Source organism: Bacillus sp. ME78, from assembly GCF_903970865.1.
Classification (GTDB): domain Bacteria; phylum Bacillota; class Bacilli; order Bacillales; family Bacillaceae_G; genus Bacillus_A; species Bacillus_A cereus.
In genome coordinates this window covers 20,174-38,816 of the sequence record NZ_CAJCKK010000032.1, presented here as the reverse complement: position 1 = coordinate 38,816, position 18,643 = coordinate 20,174, and the positions used below count along the sequence as shown (strand labels likewise).

The following is an 18,643-nucleotide window of genomic DNA, read 5'->3' as shown; positions in this document are numbered from 1 at the left end:
TTAAGATTGTAGTATTGTTATCGTTAAGTTATTAAAGAACTTATTTTTGTAGAATAAACTTGATTTCAATATAAAAGGAGTTATGTATTATGTTGTTTGATACACATTCGCATTTGAATGCAGAGCAATTTGAAGAAGATTTGCAAGAAGTTATTGCCCGAATGAAAGAAGCGGGAGTTACTTATACAGTTGTTGTTGGTTTTGATGAAGTAACGATAAAAAAGGCGATGGAATTAGCTGAAGCTTATGATTTTATTTACGCTGCGGTTGGATGGCATCCAGTTGATGCAATTGACATGACAGAAGAACATTTAGCTTGGTTAGAAGAACTTGCTTCTCATCCTAAAGTCGTTGCACTTGGAGAAATGGGTTTAGATTATCATTGGGATAAGTCTCCAAAAGAAATACAGAAAGAAGTATTTCGTAAACAAATTGCATTAGCGAAAAAAGTGAAATTGCCGATTATTATACATAATCGCGATGCAACTCAAGATATTGTTGATATTCTAGAAGAAGAGAATGCAGCTGAAGTAGGAGGCATTATGCATTGTTTTAGCGGCAGCGTAGAAGTAGCAGAGCGATGTGTTGATATGAACTTTCTAATTTCGTTAGGCGGACCAGTTACATTTAAAAACGCTAAAAAGCCGAAAGAGGTTGCTACGGAGATTCCATTAGAGAAATTGTTAATAGAGACGGATTGTCCATATCTAACGCCGCATCCATTTCGAGGGAAACGAAATGAACCGAGTTATGTAAAACTCGTAGCAGAAGAAATTGCGAATTTAAAAGGTGTTTCTTATGAGGAAGTAGCAGAAATGACAACCAAAAATGCAAAAGCTTTATTTGGTGTTGAATAAAAAAGAATGGGGAAACCTGTTCTTTTTTATTTTGAAAAAACACTAGTAGAAGTGATGAAGAAAATAAATGTGAATGATGAAGTGTTACAATAAGGACAGAGAACAAAGATTTTTCTATTCTATTTTTTAAAATATAAGAATGAGGAAAATAATAATGGAAAAGTCGTCATTTTTTTGTTTTACTAAGTAGAGACGAAACGAGTGTGGAGGCAAGCATGAAAATAAAAGAGATTATCGTTGTAGAAGGTAAAGATGATACAGTTGCGATTAAGCGTGCTGTTGATGCGGATACAATTGAAACGAACGGTTCAGCAATCGGTGATCATGTTATTGAGCAAGTTAAATTAGCGCAGCAAAAAAGGGGCGTTATTATTTTCACAGATCCAGATTATCCTGGAGAGCGTATTCGAAAAATTATTTCTGACAAGGTTCCCGGCTGTAAGCATGCCTTTTTACCGAAGGAAGAAGCGCTTGCTAAAAGGAAAAAGGGAGTTGGGATCGAACATGCTTCTAATGAGTCGATTCGCCGTGCTCTAGAGAATATACATGAAGAAATGGAAGCTTATACAAGTGAAATTAGTTGGAGTGATTTAGTCGATGCAGGCTTAGTGGGCGGAGAAATGGCAAAGAGCCGCAGAGAAAGAATGGGTAAGCTATTAAAGATTGGTTATACAAATGCAAAACAGTTACATAAACGATTACAGATGTTTCAAGTTTCAAAGGAATCATTTGGAGAAGCTTATAAGCAAGTAATACAGGAGGAAAAAAAATGAAGGATATCGCAACGCCAAATCGTACAAAAGACATTGTTGAAAAGTATGGATTTTCATTCAAAAAAAGTTTAGGACAAAACTTTTTAATTGATACAAATGTATTAAATCGTATTGTCGATCATGCAGAAATTGGTTCAGAAAGTGGTGCAATTGAAATTGGACCAGGTATCGGTGCATTAACAGAGCAATTAGCGAAGCGTGCTAAAAAAGTAGTGGCTTTTGAAATTGATCAAAGACTATTACCAATTTTAGATGAGACGTTAGCACCATATGGTAACGTTACAGTTATTAATAAAGACGTACTAAAAGCGGATGTACATGAAGTATTTAATGAGCAATTTGAAGAAGGGCAAGATGTAATGGTAGTAGCTAACTTGCCATACTATATTACAACGCCAATTTTATTTAAATTGCTTGAAGAAAAGTTACCAGTTCGTGGATTTGTTGTTATGATGCAAAAAGAAGTTGGAGATCGTTTAGCTGCTAAACCTGGAACGAAAGAGTATGGTTCTTTATCGATTGCTATTCAGTATTATACAGAAGTTGAAACAGTTATGACTGTACCGCGTACAGTGTTTGTACCACAGCCAAATGTTGATTCTGCAATTATTCGCCTTCTAAAGCGTCCGAAACCGGTTGTAGAGGTGACAGATGAAACATTCTTCTTTGAAGTAGTACGAGCAAGTTTCGCACAGCGCCGTAAAACTTTGATGAATAATTTATCAAATAATTTAAATGGTTTCCCGAAAGATAAGGAATTATTGGATCGAATTTTAACAGAAGTAGGAATTGATCCAAAGCGAAGAGGCGAAACGCTATCTATTGAAGAGTTTGCAACATTAAGTAATGCATTGGTTCTTCATAAATTATCATAAGAATATGAAAGGGACAGTTCAACTTGAACTGTCCCTTTTGTCACCTTTCTCCCTCTAAATTCATATTTTAAAAACAGGTAAGATGGCCTAATGAGTTTGGAGGTAGGAGAATGGCTTTACATGTTGGAGAATTAGTGGAACGATATTCTCATAAGAGGGATATTCTTTTTCGTATTATAGAAATAAAAGGCGAGATAGCTATATTGTTTGGAGAGGAAATTAGACTGGTGGCGGATGCGCCACTTGAAGATTTAATTAGTATAGATCAACGAGAACATAAAAAAAGGGTGAAGCGTGAGAAAGAAACAATGGAGCGCACGTATCGTTTGTTTCAACAAGATTATGTGTTAATGAAACAAAGGCATGAACATACTTCAACTGGTGGATACACAAGTGAGGTGAATTATTTTCAAATGCCGGGACGTGTATTGCATATAGATGGAGACCCTTTATATTTGCGCAAGTGCTTAGACTTATATAACAAAATTGGCGTTCCTGTACAAGGTATTCATTGTAAAGAAACGGAGATGCATGAAAAAGTAGTAGACTTAATAGATCACTTTCGCCCAGACATTCTCGTTATTACGGGGCATGATGCATATACAAAATCGAAAGGAGTGAAGGGAGATTTAGCGGCATATAGGCATTCAAGGCATTTTGTACAGGCTGTTCGAGAAGTGCGAAAAAAATATCCATCATTGGATCAACTTGTTATTTTTGCTGGGGCATGTCAATCGCACTTTGAGGCACTAATTCGTGCAGGGGCCAATTTCGCTAGTTCACCATCTAGAATTAATATTCATGCACTAGATCCTGTATATGTAGTTGGTAAAATTAGTTTTACTTCATTTATGGAGAGAGTCAATGTATGGGATGTCGTACGTAATACAATTACTGGTGAAAAGGGACTAGGTGGAATTGAAACGAGAGGGATTTTACGAACGGGATTACCTTTTCAACATTACGAAGAGTAAGCAGGGTACATATGTATCTTGCTTTTTTGTATGGAAGGATTTAAATGAATTTGGATAAAAAGAGACAAGAACGTACAGACTACGTAATGATACTTTTACAATATAGTATTTCTTCTATCTATTCAAACGCAAGATGATATTAGCTGTGAATCGAGGTTAATAATTAGGATAGATATATCGTGTTTTAAGTGTTCAATCTAAATTACAGCGAGGTGTAGCGAAGTATATGTCAAAACGTTTAGATGAAATTAAAAGCGAATTAGATCACCATCTTGGACAGCGACTTATGTTAAAAGCAAATAGTGGAAGAAGAAAAACTGTGGAGCAATCAGGTGTACTAGCAGAAACATACCGTTCTGTTTTTGTTGTACAATTGGATCAACAAGAAGATGCGTTGCAACGTGTATCTTATAGTTATGCAGATGTTTTAACAGAGACAGTAGAGTTAACATTTTATGGAGACCCTCATGATGAGGTCATTTTATAATCCGTATATCATTACATATATTTCCATAAATGAAAAGCTATATTATTTTGCATACTAACTATACCGTAGCAAAATAAGGAGGGACTCTGCATTGAGTAGACGAAGAGGTGTCATGTCAAACCAATTTAAAGAAGAGCTAGCAAAAGAGCTTGGTTTTTATGATGTTGTTCAGAAAGAAGGATGGGGCGGAATTCGTGCGAAAGATGCTGGTAACATGGTGAAACGTGCTATAGAAATTGCAGAACAGCAATTAATGAAACGAAACCAGTAGTTGTAAGATACTTTCTATGCTACGGTAGCCGAGGAGACATTCCTCGGCTTTTTGTACTCTAAAAGGTGCCATCATTTTACATAAGTAGTTTCATTCTGAATGCTTTTCGTTATAATTAGGGAAGTGTCATCGTCTTACTATAAATTTATGGTAAAATAAACGATAAAAGATTGAGTACATAGAGTGGGTGAATAGATTGAAGCTACTAGTGAAAGCACCAGCAAAGATTAATCTGTCGTTAGATGTACTGGGAAAAAGACAAGACGGATATCATGAAGTGAAAATGATTATGACAACCATTGATTTAGCAGATCGTCTAGAACTAACGGAATTAGCAGAAGACCGTATTGAAATTTTATCCCATAATCGGTATGTCCCAGACGACCAACGAAATTTAGCTTATCAGGCAGCGAAATTATTAAAAGAGAAGTTTAATGTAAAAAAAGGTGTATCTATTACTATTGAAAAAACGATTCCAGTAGCAGCTGGATTAGCAGGTGGAAGTAGTGATGCAGCAGCGACATTACGTGGTCTTAATAAATTATGGAATTTAGGGCTTACAATTGATGAGTTAGCAGAGCTTGGCGCAGAAATTGGATCAGATGTATCTTTCTGTGTATACGGCGGCACAGCAATTGCCACTGGAAGAGGAGAGAAAATTGAGCATATAAAGACTCCGCCTTCTTGTTGGGTTATTTTAGCGAAACCACATATAGGTGTATCTACTGCTGATGTGTATGGAAATTTAAAGTTAAATCGAGTTACACATCCAAATGTAGATAAAATGGTTGATGTCATAAATTCTGGAGATTATAAAGGGATTTGTGATACTGTTGGTAACGTTTTAGAAGATGTAACATTTGGAATGCATCCTGAAGTTGCACGTATTAAATCACAGATGAAGCGATTCGGAGCGGATGCTGTATTGATGAGTGGAAGTGGTCCAACTGTATTTGGACTTGTACACCATGATTCTCGAATGCATCGCATTTATAACGGATTAAAAGGATTTTGTGAACAGGTCTATGCGGTACGTTTATTAGGAGAGCGAGAAACGCTTGAATAAAGACGTATAATACGTTATGATTTGTTTAGAATATTCGTGATTTGAGGTGAGAGTATGAAAATTAGAAGAAGTACAAGATTAGTCGATATGACTTATTACTTGCTACAAAACCCTCGTCAGCTAGTATCTCTCACTTTTTTTGCTGAAAGGTATCAATCGGCTAAGTCTTCCATTAGTGAGGATTTAGTTATTATTAAGCAAACGTTTGAGCAACAAGGGGTCGGCACATTGCAAACGATACCAGGAGCAGCAGGAGGAGTGAAATATATACCGTATATAAGTGAAGAAGAGGCAGATCTAATTATTGATGAGCTTTGTGGCTTATTTGAAAACCCAGATCGTATTTTGCCTGGCGGTTACTTATACATGACAGATTTATTGAGTAATCCTCGCCATATTAATGGCGCAGGTCGTTTGTTTGCTTCTGTTTTTGCTAGGCAATCAATTGATGCGGTTATGACAGTGGCAACGAAAGGGATTCCACTTGCTTATGCAGTGGCAAATTACTTAGATGTACCAGTTGTAATTGCAAGGAAAGATAATAAGGTAACAGAAGGTCCGACTGTTAGTATTAACTATGTGTCGGGTTCTTCTAAACGAATTCAAACAATGACGTTAGCAAAACGCAGCCTTCCAGAAGGATCGAATGTTTTAATTATTGATGACTTCATGAAAGCTGGTGGAACGATTCAAGGTATGATGAGTATGTTAGAAGAGTTCAAGGCTAATGTTGTTGGTATTGGTGTATTAGTAGAATCCACAGATATTGAAGAACGACTAATTAATAATTTTGTATCATTAATTCGTCTATCGGAAGTTGATGTGAAAGAAAAAACGATTCAAGTGGAAAAAGGGAATTATTCTCTTGCACCATTTGATGAAGGGCTTGTAGAGGCTGAATAAAAGGTAGAGCAGATAGCTCTATCTTTTTTTATTTTATTTATAGATTATAAAATAGATGGACAAACTGCCTTTCGTACACTATTTTTAAAGAGTAAAATAAATAATAAAAGGGTGAAAAGTATGAAAGTTGTTCAAACAAGCAAGGCACCACAAGCGATTGGACCTTACTCACAAGGGATTATTGTAAATAATATGTTTTATAGCTCAGGACAAATTCCATTAACGAAAAATGGGGAGCTTGTAACAGGAGATGTAACAGTACAAACAGAACAAGTATTTCAAAATTTACAAGCGGTATTAGAGGAAGCGGGTGCTTCATTTGATACAGTCGTAAAAACAACAGTATTTTTAAAGGACATGGATGATTTTAATGCTGTGAATGAAGTATATAGCTCTTATTTCTCTACTCATAAACCAGCTCGATCTTGTGTGCAAGTAGCAAAATTACCGAAAGATGTTTCCGTTGAAATTGAAGTAATCGCCCTAGTTAAGTAACCTTTTGTAAGCGATAACCTCCACTAATCTCTATATTCAACTACATTAAAAATTTTTATCTTAAAAATTTTTAAAAAATTAAAGGGAAAATAGAAAATTTGTGGAATTTATACAAATATATCGCTTATTTAGAAAAGGGTGGTGAACACAAGATGGAAGTGACTGACGTAAGATTACGCCGCGTAAACACAGAAGGCCGCATGAGAGCAATTGCCTCTATTACTTTGGACCATGAATTTGTTGTTCATGATATTCGTGTAATTGATGGTAATAATGGATTATTTGTAGCAATGCCAAGTAAACGTACTCCAGATGGAGAGTTCCGTGACATTGCACATCCGATTAATTCTGGTACACGCTCTAAAATTCAAGATGCGGTTTTAACAGAGTATCATCGTTTAGGCGAGTTAGAAGAGGTTGAGTTTGAAGAAGCAGGTGCTTCGTAAAATTCGAATGAAAAGGGCTTTGACGAAAAGCCTTATAATTTTGTAGCAAACTCCTGTAAGCATTTACAGGAGTTTGTTTTTTTTTGCTTTATATTTGAAAATTTCATAATTCATTAACATAAAAAGAAGAAACTACTAATTTTTTCAAAATCATTTTAAATAGTATAGCTTATTTCTTAAAAAAGATACTAAAGAGTAAAACATCTTATAAGAATTATGGTAAAATTTAATAGTTAAAATGTGTTTCTTGAAATATATGATGATTTAGGATAATATCTTTAATGGATAAATAGGTTGCGATGGAGGGTCTATATGTCAAACAGATTTGCAGTGATTCTAGCTGCAGGTAAAGGCACACGTATGAAGTCTAAGCTATACAAAGTGCTGCATCCTGTATGTGGAAAACCTATGGTACAACACGTAGTCGATCAAGTATCTCAATTAGGATTGCAGAAACTTGTAACGGTTGTTGGGCATGGTGCTGAAATGGTACAAGAACAGCTAGGAAACGTAAGTGAGTTTGCATTACAAGCAGAACAACTTGGTACAGCACATGCTGTAGATCAAGCTGCAAGTGTACTTGCAAATGAAGAAGGAACAACTTTAGTTATTTGTGGGGATACGCCGCTAATAACTGCTGAAACGATGGAAGCATTACTTCAGCAACATAAAGAAGCGGGAGCAATGGCGACGGTGCTAACAGCGTACATAGAAGAACCTGCTGGATATGGCCGTATTGTTCGTAATGAGAATGGTCATGTTGAAAAGATTGTTGAGCATAAAGATGCAAATGAGAAAGAATTAGCTATTAAAGAAATCAATACAGGTACGTATTGTTTTGATAATAAGGCTTTATTTGCTTCACTTTCTAAAGTTTCAAATGATAACGTACAAGGTGAATATTACCTTCCAGATGTTATTGAGATTTTAAAAAATGAAGGTCATATCGTATCAGCTTATCAAACAGAGCAGTTCGATGAAACGTTAGGTGTTAACGACAGAGTCGCTCTATCGCAAGCGGAAATTATTATGAAAAACCGTATCAACCGAAAGAACATGGTAAATGGTGTTACAATTATTGATCCAAGTAACACTTATATTTCTGCTGATGCAATTATCGGTAGTGATACAGTTCTTCATCCAGGAACAATTATTGAGGGGAACACTGTAATTGGTTCTGATTGTGAAATTGGACCACATACAGTAATTCGTGATAGTGAAATTGGAGATCGTACGACAATTCGTCAATCTACTGTACATGATAGTAAACTTGGTACAGAAGTATCGGTTGGTCCATTTGCACACATTCGCCCAGATTCAGTTATTGGAGACGAAGTACGCGTTGGAAACTTCGTGGAAATCAAAAAAACTGTCTTTGGTAATAGAAGTAAAGCTTCACACTTGAGTTATATCGGGGATGCACAAGTTGGAGAAGACGTGAATCTTGGTTGTGGTTCAATTACGGTGAACTATGACGGTAAGAATAAATTCAAAACTGTGATTGGTAATGGGGTATTTATTGGATGTAATTCAAACCTTGTTGCTCCAGTAACAGTTGAAGATGGTGCTTATGTGGCAGCAGGCTCTACAATTACAGAGAATGTTCCATCAAAAGCATTATCGGTAGCACGTGCACGTCAAGTTAACAAAGAAGACTATGTTGATCAATTGCTGAATAAGAAAAAATCATAATGTGGAGGGTTAATCTAGATGTCGACTCAATATCTAAATTCTAATTTGAAAGTATTCTCTTTAAACTCTAATAAGGAACTTGCTGAGCAGATTGCAAAGCATATTGGAGTAGGACTAGGAAAATGTTCTGTTGATCGTTTTAGTGATGGAGAAGTTCAAATTAACATTGAAGAAAGTATCCGTGGTTGCGATGTATTCATTATTCAATCTACAAGCTTCCCAGTAAACGAACATATCATGGAATTACTTATTATGATCGATGCATTAAAACGTGCATCTGCGAAAACAATTAATATTGTTATTCCTTATTATGGTTATGCGCGTCAAGACCGTAAAGCGCGTTCTCGTGAACCAATTACATCGAAACTTGTAGCAAACTTGCTTGAAACAGCAGGTGCAACTCGTGTAATCACTCTAGATTTACATGCTCCACAAATTCAAGGGTTCTTTGATATCCCAATCGACCACTTAATGGGTGTACCGATTCTTTCTGATTACTTTGAAACAAAAGGTCTTAAAGATATCGTAATCGTGTCTCCTGATCATGGTGGTGTAACTCGTGCAAGAAAAATGGCAGATCGTCTAAAAGCGCCAATCGCTATTATTGATAAGCGTCGTCCTCGTCCGAACGTATCAGAGGTAATGAACATTATCGGTAATATTGAAGGCAAAACAGCGATTTTAATTGATGACATCATTGATACAGCTGGTACAATTACATTAGCAGCAAACGCTCTTGTTGAGAACGGTGCTTCTGAAGTATATGCTTGCTGTACACACCCAGTATTATCTGGCCCAGCAATTGAGCGTATTCAAAATTCAAATATTAAAGAGTTAGTTGTAACGAACTCTATCGTATTACCAGAAGAGAAGAAAATCGACAAAGTACATGAACTTTCAGTTGCTCCATTAATTGGAGAAGCAATCATTCGTGTGTACGAAGAAGAATCTGTGAGTGTATTATTCAATTAATTGGATAGAATGAGACGTAACCAATTTTGGTTACGTCTTTTCGTATCGAAAAAAGAAAGTAGTGGTACAAGAATGAAATTGATAGTAGGACTTGGGAACCCAGGTAGAGAATATGAATTAACAAGGCATAATATTGGATTTATGGCCATTGATGAACTTGCGAAGCGTTGGAACATTTCTTTGAATGAACAAAAATTTAAAGGTGTATTTGGTGCAGGGTTTGTTAATGGAGAAAAGGTAATCTTATTAAAGCCGCTAACATATATGAATTTATCTGGGGAAAGTATTCGTCCACTCATGGATTATTATAAAATTGATGTTGAGGACTTCGTTGTTATGTACGACGATTTAGACATTCCTGTAGGTAAATTGCGTCTTCGCATGAAAGGTAGTGCTGGTGGACATAATGGTGTAAAGTCAACGATTTCGCACCTAGGAACACAAGAATTTCAACGTATCCGTATGGGAATCGATCGCCCGAAAAATGGAATGAAGGTAGTCGATTATGTATTAGGACGCTTTACATCTGAAGAGATTCCGGATGTTAACCATTCTATTGAAAAAGCAGCGGATGCATGTGAAGAGTGGCTAAATAAGCCTTTTCTCCAAATCATGAATACTTTCAATAGTTAAAAATGAGATTGGGAATATTTCTCTTTTGTTTTACCCATACTAGTAGTAATTGAATTTTTAGGAGGCTAGTATGGAAGGGTATTATTATTGCAGACACTGCGGAGGTAATGTAGGCTCCATTAACGCAGAAAAAGTATATAGCGACGTTTTATTTCAACTAACAGAGCAGGAAGTAGTAGAGATGATTCATTTTCATGAGAATGGAAATATATATATAAAAACAATTTGTGAATCGTGTCAAGAAACGCTCGCATCTTATCCTGAGTATTATGAGTATGAAAAATTTCTGCAATAAAATGTTGTCGCTTTGGCATGTCCAAAGCATTTTTCTGTTTTCCTTTTCCAAAATATTTGCATAAAATAGAATGACTTGCTCTTTATGTTGAGAGGAGTTTTAAAAATGATAGGTTTATTAGAGCAATTTTATAAAAATGAAGAGATACAATCGGTTATTAATGGATTAGAAGATGGGTTAAAAGAACAACTTATATCAGGGATGGCAACGTCTTCTCGTTCATTATTAATGGCGGCTTTATATAAAAAAACAAAAAAATCACAATTAATCGTTACACATAACTTATACCAAGCACAAAAAGTACATGAAGATTTAGTGGCGTTACTTGGTGAAAAAGATGTGTGGCTATATCCAGTGAATGAACTGATAGCATCGGAAATTGGGGTTGCAAGTCCAGAATTGAAGGCGCAACGTATAGAAGTGTTAAATCGCTTGGCTGCGGGAGAGAATGGAATCATTGTAGCGCCAGTGGCAGGATTGCGTAGATTTTTACCAATAAAAGAATTGTGGAAGCAAAAGCAAGTTGAAATCAATCTAGGGCAAGAGATTGATTTAGATGCGCTCTTGCATACTTTACATCATATTGGCTATGAACGTAAGTCGATGGTAGAAGCTCCAGGGGAGTTCAGTTTGCGCGGGGGAATATTAGATATTTATCCTTTAACTGAAGAACTACCATTTCGTATTGAATTTTTTGATACAGAAGTCGATTCTATTCGATTATTTGATGTGGATGAACAGCGTTCTCAAGGTAAAAAAGAAAGCGTTAGGTTTGGTCCGGCAACAGAGTTTTTATTTTCACAGGAAGAATTAAAATCAGGAATTCAGCATCTTGAAGAAGGTTTGACTAAGACGATGCAAAAACTTTCTGATGATAAACTAAAGACTACAGTGCTTGAGACGGTAAGTCATGAAATTGAGATGTTGAAAAACGGGCAAAGTATAGAACAGATGTTTAAATACTTATCTATTTTCTATAAAGAACCTGCTAGTCTGATAGATTATTTACCAGAAGATGGTGTTGTAATTTTAGATGAGATTTCCCGTATTCAAGAAACAGCATCACATCTTGAAACAGAAGAGGCGGAATGGTATATATCACTTCTTGGTGAAGGAACAATTATTCAAGATTTATCTTTCTCTCACGCATTTGAGGGGTTTCTTCATCATAAAAAAAGAAGTTTTGTATATTTAACGTTATTCTTGCGTCATATCGCACACACACATCCGCAAAATATTGTAAATGTAACATGTAAAACAATGCAAGATTTCCATGGACAGATGAATTTGTTAAAAACAGAAATTGATAGATGGAATGAAGGGCATTTTACGACTGTTGTACTTGGAACAGATGATGAACGTGTGAAGAAATTACAACATATTTTAAGTGATTATGATATTGAGGCAGATATTGTAGAAGGCACAGATATCTTATTGCCTGGAAGGCTACAAATTGCTGTAGGTGATTTACATGCAGGGTTTGAAATGCCGATGCAAAAGCTTGTTGTCATTACTGAAAAGGAGCTTTTTCATAAGAAAGTTAAAAAATCACAACGTAAACAAAAGTTATCGAATGCTGAACGTATTAAAAGTTATTCGGAATTAAAAGTTGGAGATTATGTAGTTCACGTAAATCATGGTATAGGTAAATTTTTAGGTATTGAGACATTAGAGATTAATGGTGTTCATAAAGATTATTTAAATATTAAATATCAAGGTAATGATAAGTTATACGTTCCAATTGAACAAATTGATCAAGTCCAAAAATATGTAGGGTCTGAAGGTAAGGATCCGAAAGTTTACAAATTAGGTGGAAATGATTGGAAAAAGGTTAAAACGAAAGTTGAAAAATCTGTACAAGACATTGCGGATGACCTAATTAAACTATATGCTGAGCGCGAAGCTTCAAAAGGCTATGCATATACGCCAGATACGGCAGAACAACAAGAGTTCGAATCATCTTTCCCATATCAAGAGACAGAGGATCAGTTACGTTCTATTGACGAGATTAAAAAAGATATGGAACGCGGACGCCCGATGGATAGGCTCCTTTGTGGTGATGTAGGGTATGGAAAGACGGAAGTGGCTATTCGTGCGGCATTTAAAGCAATTATGGATGAAAAACAAGTTGCAATTTTAGTACCGACAACGATTCTTGCGCAGCAACACTATGAAACAATTCGAGAGCGTTTTCAAGATTATCCAATCAATATAGGATTATTAAGTAGATTCCGTACGAGAAAACAACAAAATGAAACGATTAAGGGCTTAAAGGATGGCACAATAGATATTGTAATCGGAACACATCGTATTTTATCTAAAGATGTCACTTATAAAGATTTAGGGCTTCTTATTATTGATGAAGAACAAAGATTTGGTGTAACGCATAAAGAAAAAATTAAACAATTGAAGGCGAATGTTGACGTATTAACATTAACGGCAACTCCGATTCCGCGGACGCTTCATATGTCTATGCTTGGTGTGCGCGACTTATCTGTTATTGAGACACCGCCAGAAAATCGTTTCCCAGTCCAAACGTATGTAGTAGAGTATAATCCAGCATTAATGCGAGAGGCGATAGAGCGAGAGCTTGCAAGAGGCGGTCAAATTTACTTCCTATATAACCGTGTAGAGGATATTGAAAGAAAAGCAGATGAAATTTCGATGTTAGTTCCAGATGCTCGCGTAACGTACGCACATGGGAAAATGAACGAAAGTGAATTAGAGTCTGTTATGCTATCATTTTTAGAAGGACAGCATGATGTTCTTGTAAGTACAACAATTATTGAGACGGGTGTAGATATTCCGAACGTAAATACGTTAATTGTATTTGATGCAGATCGTATGGGGTTATCACAGTTGTACCAGCTTCGTGGGCGTGTTGGACGTTCTAATCGTGTTGCATATGCATACTTTGCCTATAAACGTGACAAAGTGCTGTCAGAAGTTGCAGAGAAGCGTCTGCAAGCAATTAAAGAGTTCACAGAACTTGGATCTGGTTTCAAAATTGCGATGAGAGATTTATCTATTCGTGGAGCAGGTAATTTGTTAGGAGCAGAACAGCATGGGTTTATTGATTCTGTCGGATTTGATCTATATTCTCAAATGTTAAAAGATGCAATTGAACAGCGAAGAGGAACAGATGGAGCTGAAAATACAGTTAATGTTGAAATTGACTTAGAGGTAGATGCATACTTACCAGATGCTTATATTTCAGATAGTAAGCAAAAAATTATGATGTATAAACAATTTAGAGGTGTTTCTGCAATTGAGGATATTGAAGAATTGCAGGAAGAAATGATCGATAGATTCGGTGATTACCCACAAGAAGTTGGTTATTTATTACAAATTGCAAATATTAAAGTGTTGGCAATGAAAGAACAAATTGAGTTAATTAAGCAGAATAAATTTGAAGTAACATTCCTGTTTTCTGAACAAGCAAGTCAAAATATTGATGGTGGAAAATTATTCATGCTCGGAAATAGTTTTGGGCGTATGATTGGTCTAGGAATGGAAGGATCACAATTGAAAATTGTTATGAAAACAAATGGCTTAGAGACATCGAAGTGGTTAACAATTGCTGAAAATTTATTAAAAGGCTTACCAGATGTGAAAAAAGAAGTAATAAATGCCTAAAATAAGATAAAAAAATACAATTCGACGTGCATAGAAGAACTAATGTGTAAAATACTATGTCTAACAGTTGGTGATTTTTACATGAACAGGTAAATTCACCACTTTGATCATCAGTAGAAAGTGAGGCAGCATTAGAATGAAAGCAACTGGAATCGTACGTCGAATTGATGATTTAGGCAGGGTAGTAATCCCAAAGGAAATTCGTAGAACTTTACGTATTCGAGAAGGAGACCCACTAGAAATATTTGTTGATCGCGATGGAGAAGTAATTTTAAAGAAGTATTCTCCAATTAGTGAACTAGGTGATTTTGCAAAGGAATATGCTGAGGCTTTATATGACAGCTTAGGACATAATGTGCTTGTCTGTGACCGAGATTCTATCATCGCAGTATCAGGCGTATCGAAAAAAGAATACTTAAATAAAAGTGTTGGCGATCTAATCGAAAAAACGATGGAAGAAAGAAAGTCTGTTATTATGACGGACGAAAGTGATATTTCCATTATCGATGGTGTAACAGAAAAGGTTCATTCTTATACAGTTGGACCGATTGTTGCAAACGGAGACCCAATTGGAGCCGTCATTATTTTTTCAAAAGAAGCTATTATAAGCGAAATCGAGCATAAAGCGGTTAATACTGCTGCCAGTTTCTTAGCGAAACAAATGGAACAGTAAGGGTATATTGATTTTAGAAGTAGCAATCTTTCCTAATTATGATCTTTCTTTTTGAGAAATCAATTATTTGGAGATATATGTATATTGAATGAAGGTAGCGCTTTGCTACCTTTTTTCGTTGAATATTTTTAACGTGTAGGGACCTAGTATTACCCGTGGTGGTAAGGGATTTTGTACTTTTCTTTATGATATAATACGAGAGGTGAGAATAGAAAAAGGAGTTTTCTTGTATGGAAGCGAAGAAGTATCAAGCCTTTTGGCGTGGGGCTATTATATTAACGATTGCAAGTTTTGTTACAAAAGTATTAAGCGCTTTTTACCGTATTCCATATCAAAATATAGCAGGGGATATTGGTTTTTATATTTACCAACAAATTTACCCGTTTTATGGATTTTGTTTAATTTTAGCTACTTATGGGTTTCCTGTTATCATTTCAAAAATGGTTGCAGAACGACTAGAGTGGGGAAAACAGAGAGAAGCAGAAGAAATTATTTGTGTATCTTTTTGGTTTTTATTAGGAATTGGTTTTATAGGTTTCTTTACATTGTTTTTTGGGGCCGAAACAATCGCGATAGCTATGGGCGATATGCACTTAGATAAGTTGCTACGTGTTATTTCATTTTCGTTCTTATTGATGCCGTTTTTGTCTGTAGCAAGAGGGTATTTTCAAGGGTTCAATAATATGATGCCAACGGCTGTTTCGCAAGTAATAGAACAAACAATTCGAGTTTCTATTATTGTATTTTTATCGCTATTCCTAATTGCTCACGGATTTGATTTATATACAGTTGGTGCAGGGGCTATGTTAGGCTCAATTGCGGGTGGACTTATTGGGATTATTGTACTTATGTTGTATATGCGTCGAGATTTTCGTTCCATATTTTTTAAACGTGTAGCGAGAATTAAGGGTAAAAGGAAGATAATTAAAATCTTTTTTTGGCAGGGGTTAGCGATTTGTGTTAGTAATTTAGTGCTTATTTTTATACAGATGGCTGATTCAATGTCCTTGTACACTTTACTTATTGGTGTGGGAGAACAGACTGAAAGTGCAAAAGTATTAAAGGGTGTTTATGATAGAAGTATTCCGCTAATGCAATTAGGTACTGTTGTGACGACTTCTTTCTCGTTATCACTTATTCCAATTATTACAGCGGCGAAAGAAAGAGGAGATCTTTCCTTTATTCAAGAAAAGGTAAAGTTAGCAATGAAAATAACATTTGTTATTGGATTTGCAGCAGCTATTGGACTAACTTGTATTATTCAACCTACGAATATTATGTTGTTTGAAAATAGTGATGGATCAGATGTTTTATCTATTTTATCTTTATCTATTTTATTTAGTTCATTGTCAATTACGACGGCTTCTATTTTACAAGGGTTGGGACAAACATTTAAGCCAGCATTATTTGTTGTATTTGGAGGTTGCTTAAAGTTAGCGTTAAATTATATATTCATGCCTTATTTTGGTGTGAAAGGGGCAGCCTTAGCGACTTTATGTGCGTTAATCATAATTTCTGGACTAAATAGTTTGTTGCTTATGAGAGCTGTATCAGGGTCACTTATCAATAAGCGAAATATGTTAGGTGTAGTAATTAGTGGTATCTGTATGGGGTTTGTATTAATGATGTTCACGCGTGTGTTGCAGATGTCTGGATTAGTAATTGATACGGAACATAGAGCGAGCGCGACGCTTGAAGCGTTGTTAGGTGTAGCCATCGGCGGATTGACATATATGTTTTTTATTTTAAAATTACGTGTATTTACAAAAAAAGAATTAGGAACTGTTATGAAACAAGAGAAAAAAGAAGGTTCATTGAAGAAGAGTGGATAGAGGTGACAGGTTGTGAGTGGAATCATTACTGTTTTAGGTTTAGGTGCTGGTGAATTAGATCAGCTAACGATGGGTGTATATCGAAAAATAAAAGAAGCAGATCATCTGTTTGTTAGAACGAAGGAACATCCAGTTATAGAAGAATTGGAGAAAGAAGGCATACAATATACGGCTTTTGATGCTGTATATGAAGCACATGATACGTTTGAAATTGTATATGAAACAATTGCGAATAAATTGCTAGAACAAGCTGAAGGTACAGAAATTATCTATGCGGTTCCGGGGCATCCACTTGTAGCAGAAAGAACAGTTCAGCTATTGTTGGAAAAAGGAGACGTTTCAAATGTTGAAGTGCGAATTGAGGGTGGACAAAGTTTCCTTGATCCTATGTTTACAAGCCTAAAAATTGATCCGATTGAAGGATTTCAATTACTTGATGCTACATCATTTGAAAGAGGGCAATTAGAATTACGTCAACATTTAATCTTTTGCCAAGTATATGATGCATTCGTTGCATCTGATGTGAAATTAACATTAATGGAGATGTTGCCAGATGATTATGAAGTGTATATCGTAACAGCTGCAGGAACTTCATTTGAACAAGTAAAGAAGGTACCGTTGTACATGTTAGATCATGAAACGGAATTGAATAATTTAACAAGTGTGTACGTGCCACCTGTTCAGGAGCGTGCGTCCTTGTATCAACAGTTTGATGTTCTTAGAGAAATTATTGCAGACCTGCGTGGTCCAAATGGTTGTCCGTGGGATAAAAAGCAAACGCATCAATCATTAAAGAAATATTTAATTGAGGAAGCTTATGAGGTGTTGGAAGCAATTGATGAAGAGGATGATGATCACTTAGTAGAAGAATTAGGTGATATATTATTACAAGTTATGCTTCATGCTCAAATCGGAGAAGATGAAGGTTGGTTCTCTATAGATGATATCATTCGAACTCTATCTGAAAAAATGGTTCGTCGTCATCCACATGTATTTGGAAATACGGATGTAAACAATGCTGATGAAGTGATTGCCAATTGGGAAGAGATTAAAAAACAAGAAAAAGGATTCGTGAAAGAATCTGTTTTAAATGGCGTTCCTAAAAGTTTGCCGCAGTTACTACGCGCCTTTGAAATTCAGAAGAAAGCTGGTAAGGTTGGATTTGATTGGGTTGATGTGCAGCCGATGATAGAGAAAGCTTTGGAAGAATGGCAAGAGTTCCAACAAGAAGTTACAAACATGGATGAGGAAAAGATGCTAGGTGAGTTTGGTGATTTACTATTTGCATTTGTTAATATAGCCCGTCATTACAAAATAGATCCAGAAGAGGCGTTACGTTCAACTAATGAGAAATTTACTGGTCGTTTTTTATACATGGAGGCAAAAGTAGCTGAAATGAATAAAGAGATGGAAGATTTATCATTAGAACAGTTAGATGTTTTATGGGAAGAAGCGAAACAAACAGAGCGTTAATAGGGGGATTTGATATGCGTCTAGATAAGTTTTTAAAAGTGTCACGTTTAATTAAAAGAAGAACATTAGCGAAAGAAGTAGCTGATCAAGGAAGAATATCTATTAATGGTCAAGTGGCAAAAGCGAGTTCTGATGTGAAAGTAGCTGATGAATTAACAATTCGTTTTGGTCAAAAAATAGTGACTGTAAAAATAAATGAATTGAAAGAAACAACTAAAAAAGAAGATGCAGCAAATATGTATAGCTTAGTTCGTGAAGAAAAAGTAAAAGCGGAAGAAGGCTTGTTCTAA

The 18,643-nt window shown here is 35.7% G+C and carries 19 protein-coding genes; all 19 read left to right on the top strand.

The window, feature by feature from the left end; all coding sequences use genetic code 11:
* The first annotated feature begins 89 nt into the window (after positions 1-89).
* The 19 genes from H6481_RS24155 to H6481_RS24065 all read left to right on the top strand — a co-directional run bounded on the left by H6481_RS24155 (position 90) and on the right by H6481_RS24065 (position 18,643).
* Positions 90-857 carry a TatD family hydrolase gene (locus tag H6481_RS24155; protein ID WP_000895840.1) on the top strand — a complete coding sequence of 256 codons (768 nt, stop codon included), beginning with the start codon at positions 90-92 and terminating at the stop codon, positions 855-857.
* Positions 858-1,072: 215 nt separating this feature from the next.
* A complete protein-coding gene (gene rnmV, locus H6481_RS24150; protein ID WP_000692837.1) occupies positions 1,073-1,630 on the top strand; it encodes a ribonuclease M5 in 558 nt (185 codons plus the stop codon).
* Positions 1,627-2,505, top strand: a complete 879-nt coding sequence (rsmA, locus tag H6481_RS24145; protein ID WP_000651548.1) for a 16S rRNA (adenine(1518)-N(6)/adenine(1519)-N(6))-dimethyltransferase RsmA — start codon at positions 1,627-1,629, stop codon at positions 2,503-2,505. Before rnmV ends, rsmA begins: the two co-directional genes overlap by 4 nt.
* Positions 2,506-2,615: 110 nt before the next feature.
* On the top strand, positions 2,616-3,479 hold the full coding sequence (gene yabG / locus H6481_RS24140; RefSeq protein WP_001173734.1) for a sporulation peptidase YabG: 864 nt from the start codon (positions 2,616-2,618) through the stop codon (positions 3,477-3,479).
* Between the two features lie 226 nt (positions 3,480-3,705).
* Entirely contained in the window at positions 3,706-3,966 is a 261-nt protein-coding gene (locus H6481_RS24135) for a Veg family protein (RefSeq protein WP_000044346.1), read from the top strand.
* 112 nt (positions 3,967-4,078) lie between these two features.
* Complete coding sequence (locus H6481_RS24130; RefSeq protein ID WP_000070633.1) at positions 4,079-4,237, top strand: small, acid-soluble spore protein, alpha/beta type; 159 nt, start codon at positions 4,079-4,081, stop codon at positions 4,235-4,237.
* A gap of 196 nt (positions 4,238-4,433) precedes the next feature.
* Positions 4,434-5,303 (top strand): 4-(cytidine 5'-diphospho)-2-C-methyl-D-erythritol kinase, encoded by an 870-nt coding sequence (ispE, locus tag H6481_RS24125; protein WP_000772104.1) that lies wholly within the window; start codon positions 4,434-4,436, stop codon positions 5,301-5,303.
* Positions 5,304-5,357: 54 nt separating this feature from the next.
* A complete protein-coding gene (gene purR / locus H6481_RS24120; protein WP_000702467.1) occupies positions 5,358-6,206 on the top strand; it encodes a pur operon repressor in 849 nt (282 codons plus the stop codon).
* Positions 6,207-6,326: 120 nt separating this feature from the next.
* Positions 6,327-6,701 carry a RidA family protein gene (locus tag H6481_RS24115; protein ID WP_000869824.1) on the top strand — a complete coding sequence of 125 codons (375 nt, stop codon included), beginning with the start codon at positions 6,327-6,329 and terminating at the stop codon, positions 6,699-6,701.
* A gap of 152 nt (positions 6,702-6,853) precedes the next feature.
* On the top strand, positions 6,854-7,147 hold the full coding sequence (spoVG, locus tag H6481_RS24110; protein WP_000454041.1) for a septation regulator SpoVG: 294 nt from the start codon (positions 6,854-6,856) through the stop codon (positions 7,145-7,147).
* Positions 7,148-7,459: 312 nt separating this feature from the next.
* Positions 7,460-8,839 carry a bifunctional UDP-N-acetylglucosamine diphosphorylase/glucosamine-1-phosphate N-acetyltransferase GlmU gene (gene glmU, locus H6481_RS24105; protein ID WP_000071039.1) on the top strand — a complete coding sequence of 460 codons (1,380 nt, stop codon included), beginning with the start codon at positions 7,460-7,462 and terminating at the stop codon, positions 8,837-8,839.
* An 18-nt stretch (positions 8,840-8,857) separates the two neighbouring features.
* Positions 8,858-9,811, top strand: a complete 954-nt coding sequence (locus H6481_RS24100; protein ID WP_000107420.1) for a ribose-phosphate diphosphokinase — start codon at positions 8,858-8,860, stop codon at positions 9,809-9,811.
* 72 nt (positions 9,812-9,883) lie between these two features.
* Positions 9,884-10,444, top strand: coding sequence for an aminoacyl-tRNA hydrolase (pth, locus tag H6481_RS24095; RefSeq protein WP_000767702.1), 561 nt, complete (start codon positions 9,884-9,886; stop codon positions 10,442-10,444).
* 70 nt (positions 10,445-10,514) lie between these two features.
* The gene (locus tag H6481_RS24090; RefSeq protein ID WP_000399438.1) at positions 10,515-10,739 is read left to right on the top strand and encodes an anti-sigma-F factor Fin family protein; all 225 of its coding nucleotides are present in this window, start codon (positions 10,515-10,517) and stop codon (positions 10,737-10,739) included.
* A 105-nt stretch (positions 10,740-10,844) separates the two neighbouring features.
* Complete coding sequence (mfd, locus tag H6481_RS24085; RefSeq protein ID WP_000579684.1) at positions 10,845-14,375, top strand: transcription-repair coupling factor; 3,531 nt, start codon at positions 10,845-10,847, stop codon at positions 14,373-14,375.
* A gap of 136 nt (positions 14,376-14,511) precedes the next feature.
* A complete protein-coding gene (gene spoVT, locus H6481_RS24080) occupies positions 14,512-15,048 on the top strand; it encodes a stage V sporulation protein T (protein ID WP_000648306.1) in 537 nt (178 codons plus the stop codon).
* A 230-nt stretch (positions 15,049-15,278) separates the two neighbouring features.
* Positions 15,279-16,880, top strand: coding sequence for an oligosaccharide flippase family protein (locus tag H6481_RS24075; protein WP_182813393.1), 1,602 nt, complete (start codon positions 15,279-15,281; stop codon positions 16,878-16,880).
* A gap of 12 nt (positions 16,881-16,892) precedes the next feature.
* On the top strand, positions 16,893-18,353 hold the full coding sequence (gene mazG, locus H6481_RS24070; protein ID WP_182813391.1) for a nucleoside triphosphate pyrophosphohydrolase: 1,461 nt from the start codon (positions 16,893-16,895) through the stop codon (positions 18,351-18,353).
* 14 nt (positions 18,354-18,367) lie between these two features.
* On the top strand, positions 18,368-18,643 hold the full coding sequence (locus tag H6481_RS24065) for an RNA-binding S4 domain-containing protein (RefSeq protein WP_001234876.1): 276 nt from the start codon (positions 18,368-18,370) through the stop codon (positions 18,641-18,643).

Coding starts and splice junctions, on each gene's coding strand:
- glmU (WP_000071039.1), top strand. CDS start 7,460: ATGTCAAACAGATTTGCAGTGATTCTAGCTGCAGGTAAAGGCACACGT.
- H6481_RS24075 (WP_182813393.1), top strand. CDS start 15,279: ATGGAAGCGAAGAAGTATCAAGCCTTTTGGCGTGGGGCTATTATATTA.
- H6481_RS24090 (WP_000399438.1), top strand. CDS start 10,515: ATGGAAGGGTATTATTATTGCAGACACTGCGGAGGTAATGTAGGCTCC.
- H6481_RS24065 (WP_001234876.1), top strand. CDS start 18,368: ATGCGTCTAGATAAGTTTTTAAAAGTGTCACGTTTAATTAAAAGAAGA.
- spoVT (WP_000648306.1), top strand. CDS start 14,512: ATGAAAGCAACTGGAATCGTACGTCGAATTGATGATTTAGGCAGGGTA.
- rnmV (WP_000692837.1), top strand. CDS start 1,073: ATGAAAATAAAAGAGATTATCGTTGTAGAAGGTAAAGATGATACAGTT.
- H6481_RS24100 (WP_000107420.1), top strand. CDS start 8,858: ATGTCGACTCAATATCTAAATTCTAATTTGAAAGTATTCTCTTTAAAC.
- spoVG (WP_000454041.1), top strand. CDS start 6,854: ATGGAAGTGACTGACGTAAGATTACGCCGCGTAAACACAGAAGGCCGC.
- H6481_RS24135 (WP_000044346.1), top strand. CDS start 3,706: ATGTCAAAACGTTTAGATGAAATTAAAAGCGAATTAGATCACCATCTT.
- H6481_RS24155 (WP_000895840.1), top strand. CDS start 90: ATGTTGTTTGATACACATTCGCATTTGAATGCAGAGCAATTTGAAGAA.
- rsmA (WP_000651548.1), top strand. CDS start 1,627: ATGAAGGATATCGCAACGCCAAATCGTACAAAAGACATTGTTGAAAAG.
- pth (WP_000767702.1), top strand. CDS start 9,884: ATGAAATTGATAGTAGGACTTGGGAACCCAGGTAGAGAATATGAATTA.
- H6481_RS24130 (WP_000070633.1), top strand. CDS start 4,079: ATGTCAAACCAATTTAAAGAAGAGCTAGCAAAAGAGCTTGGTTTTTAT.
- mfd (WP_000579684.1), top strand. CDS start 10,845: ATGATAGGTTTATTAGAGCAATTTTATAAAAATGAAGAGATACAATCG.
- purR (WP_000702467.1), top strand. CDS start 5,358: ATGAAAATTAGAAGAAGTACAAGATTAGTCGATATGACTTATTACTTG.
- yabG (WP_001173734.1), top strand. CDS start 2,616: ATGGCTTTACATGTTGGAGAATTAGTGGAACGATATTCTCATAAGAGG.
- H6481_RS24115 (WP_000869824.1), top strand. CDS start 6,327: ATGAAAGTTGTTCAAACAAGCAAGGCACCACAAGCGATTGGACCTTAC.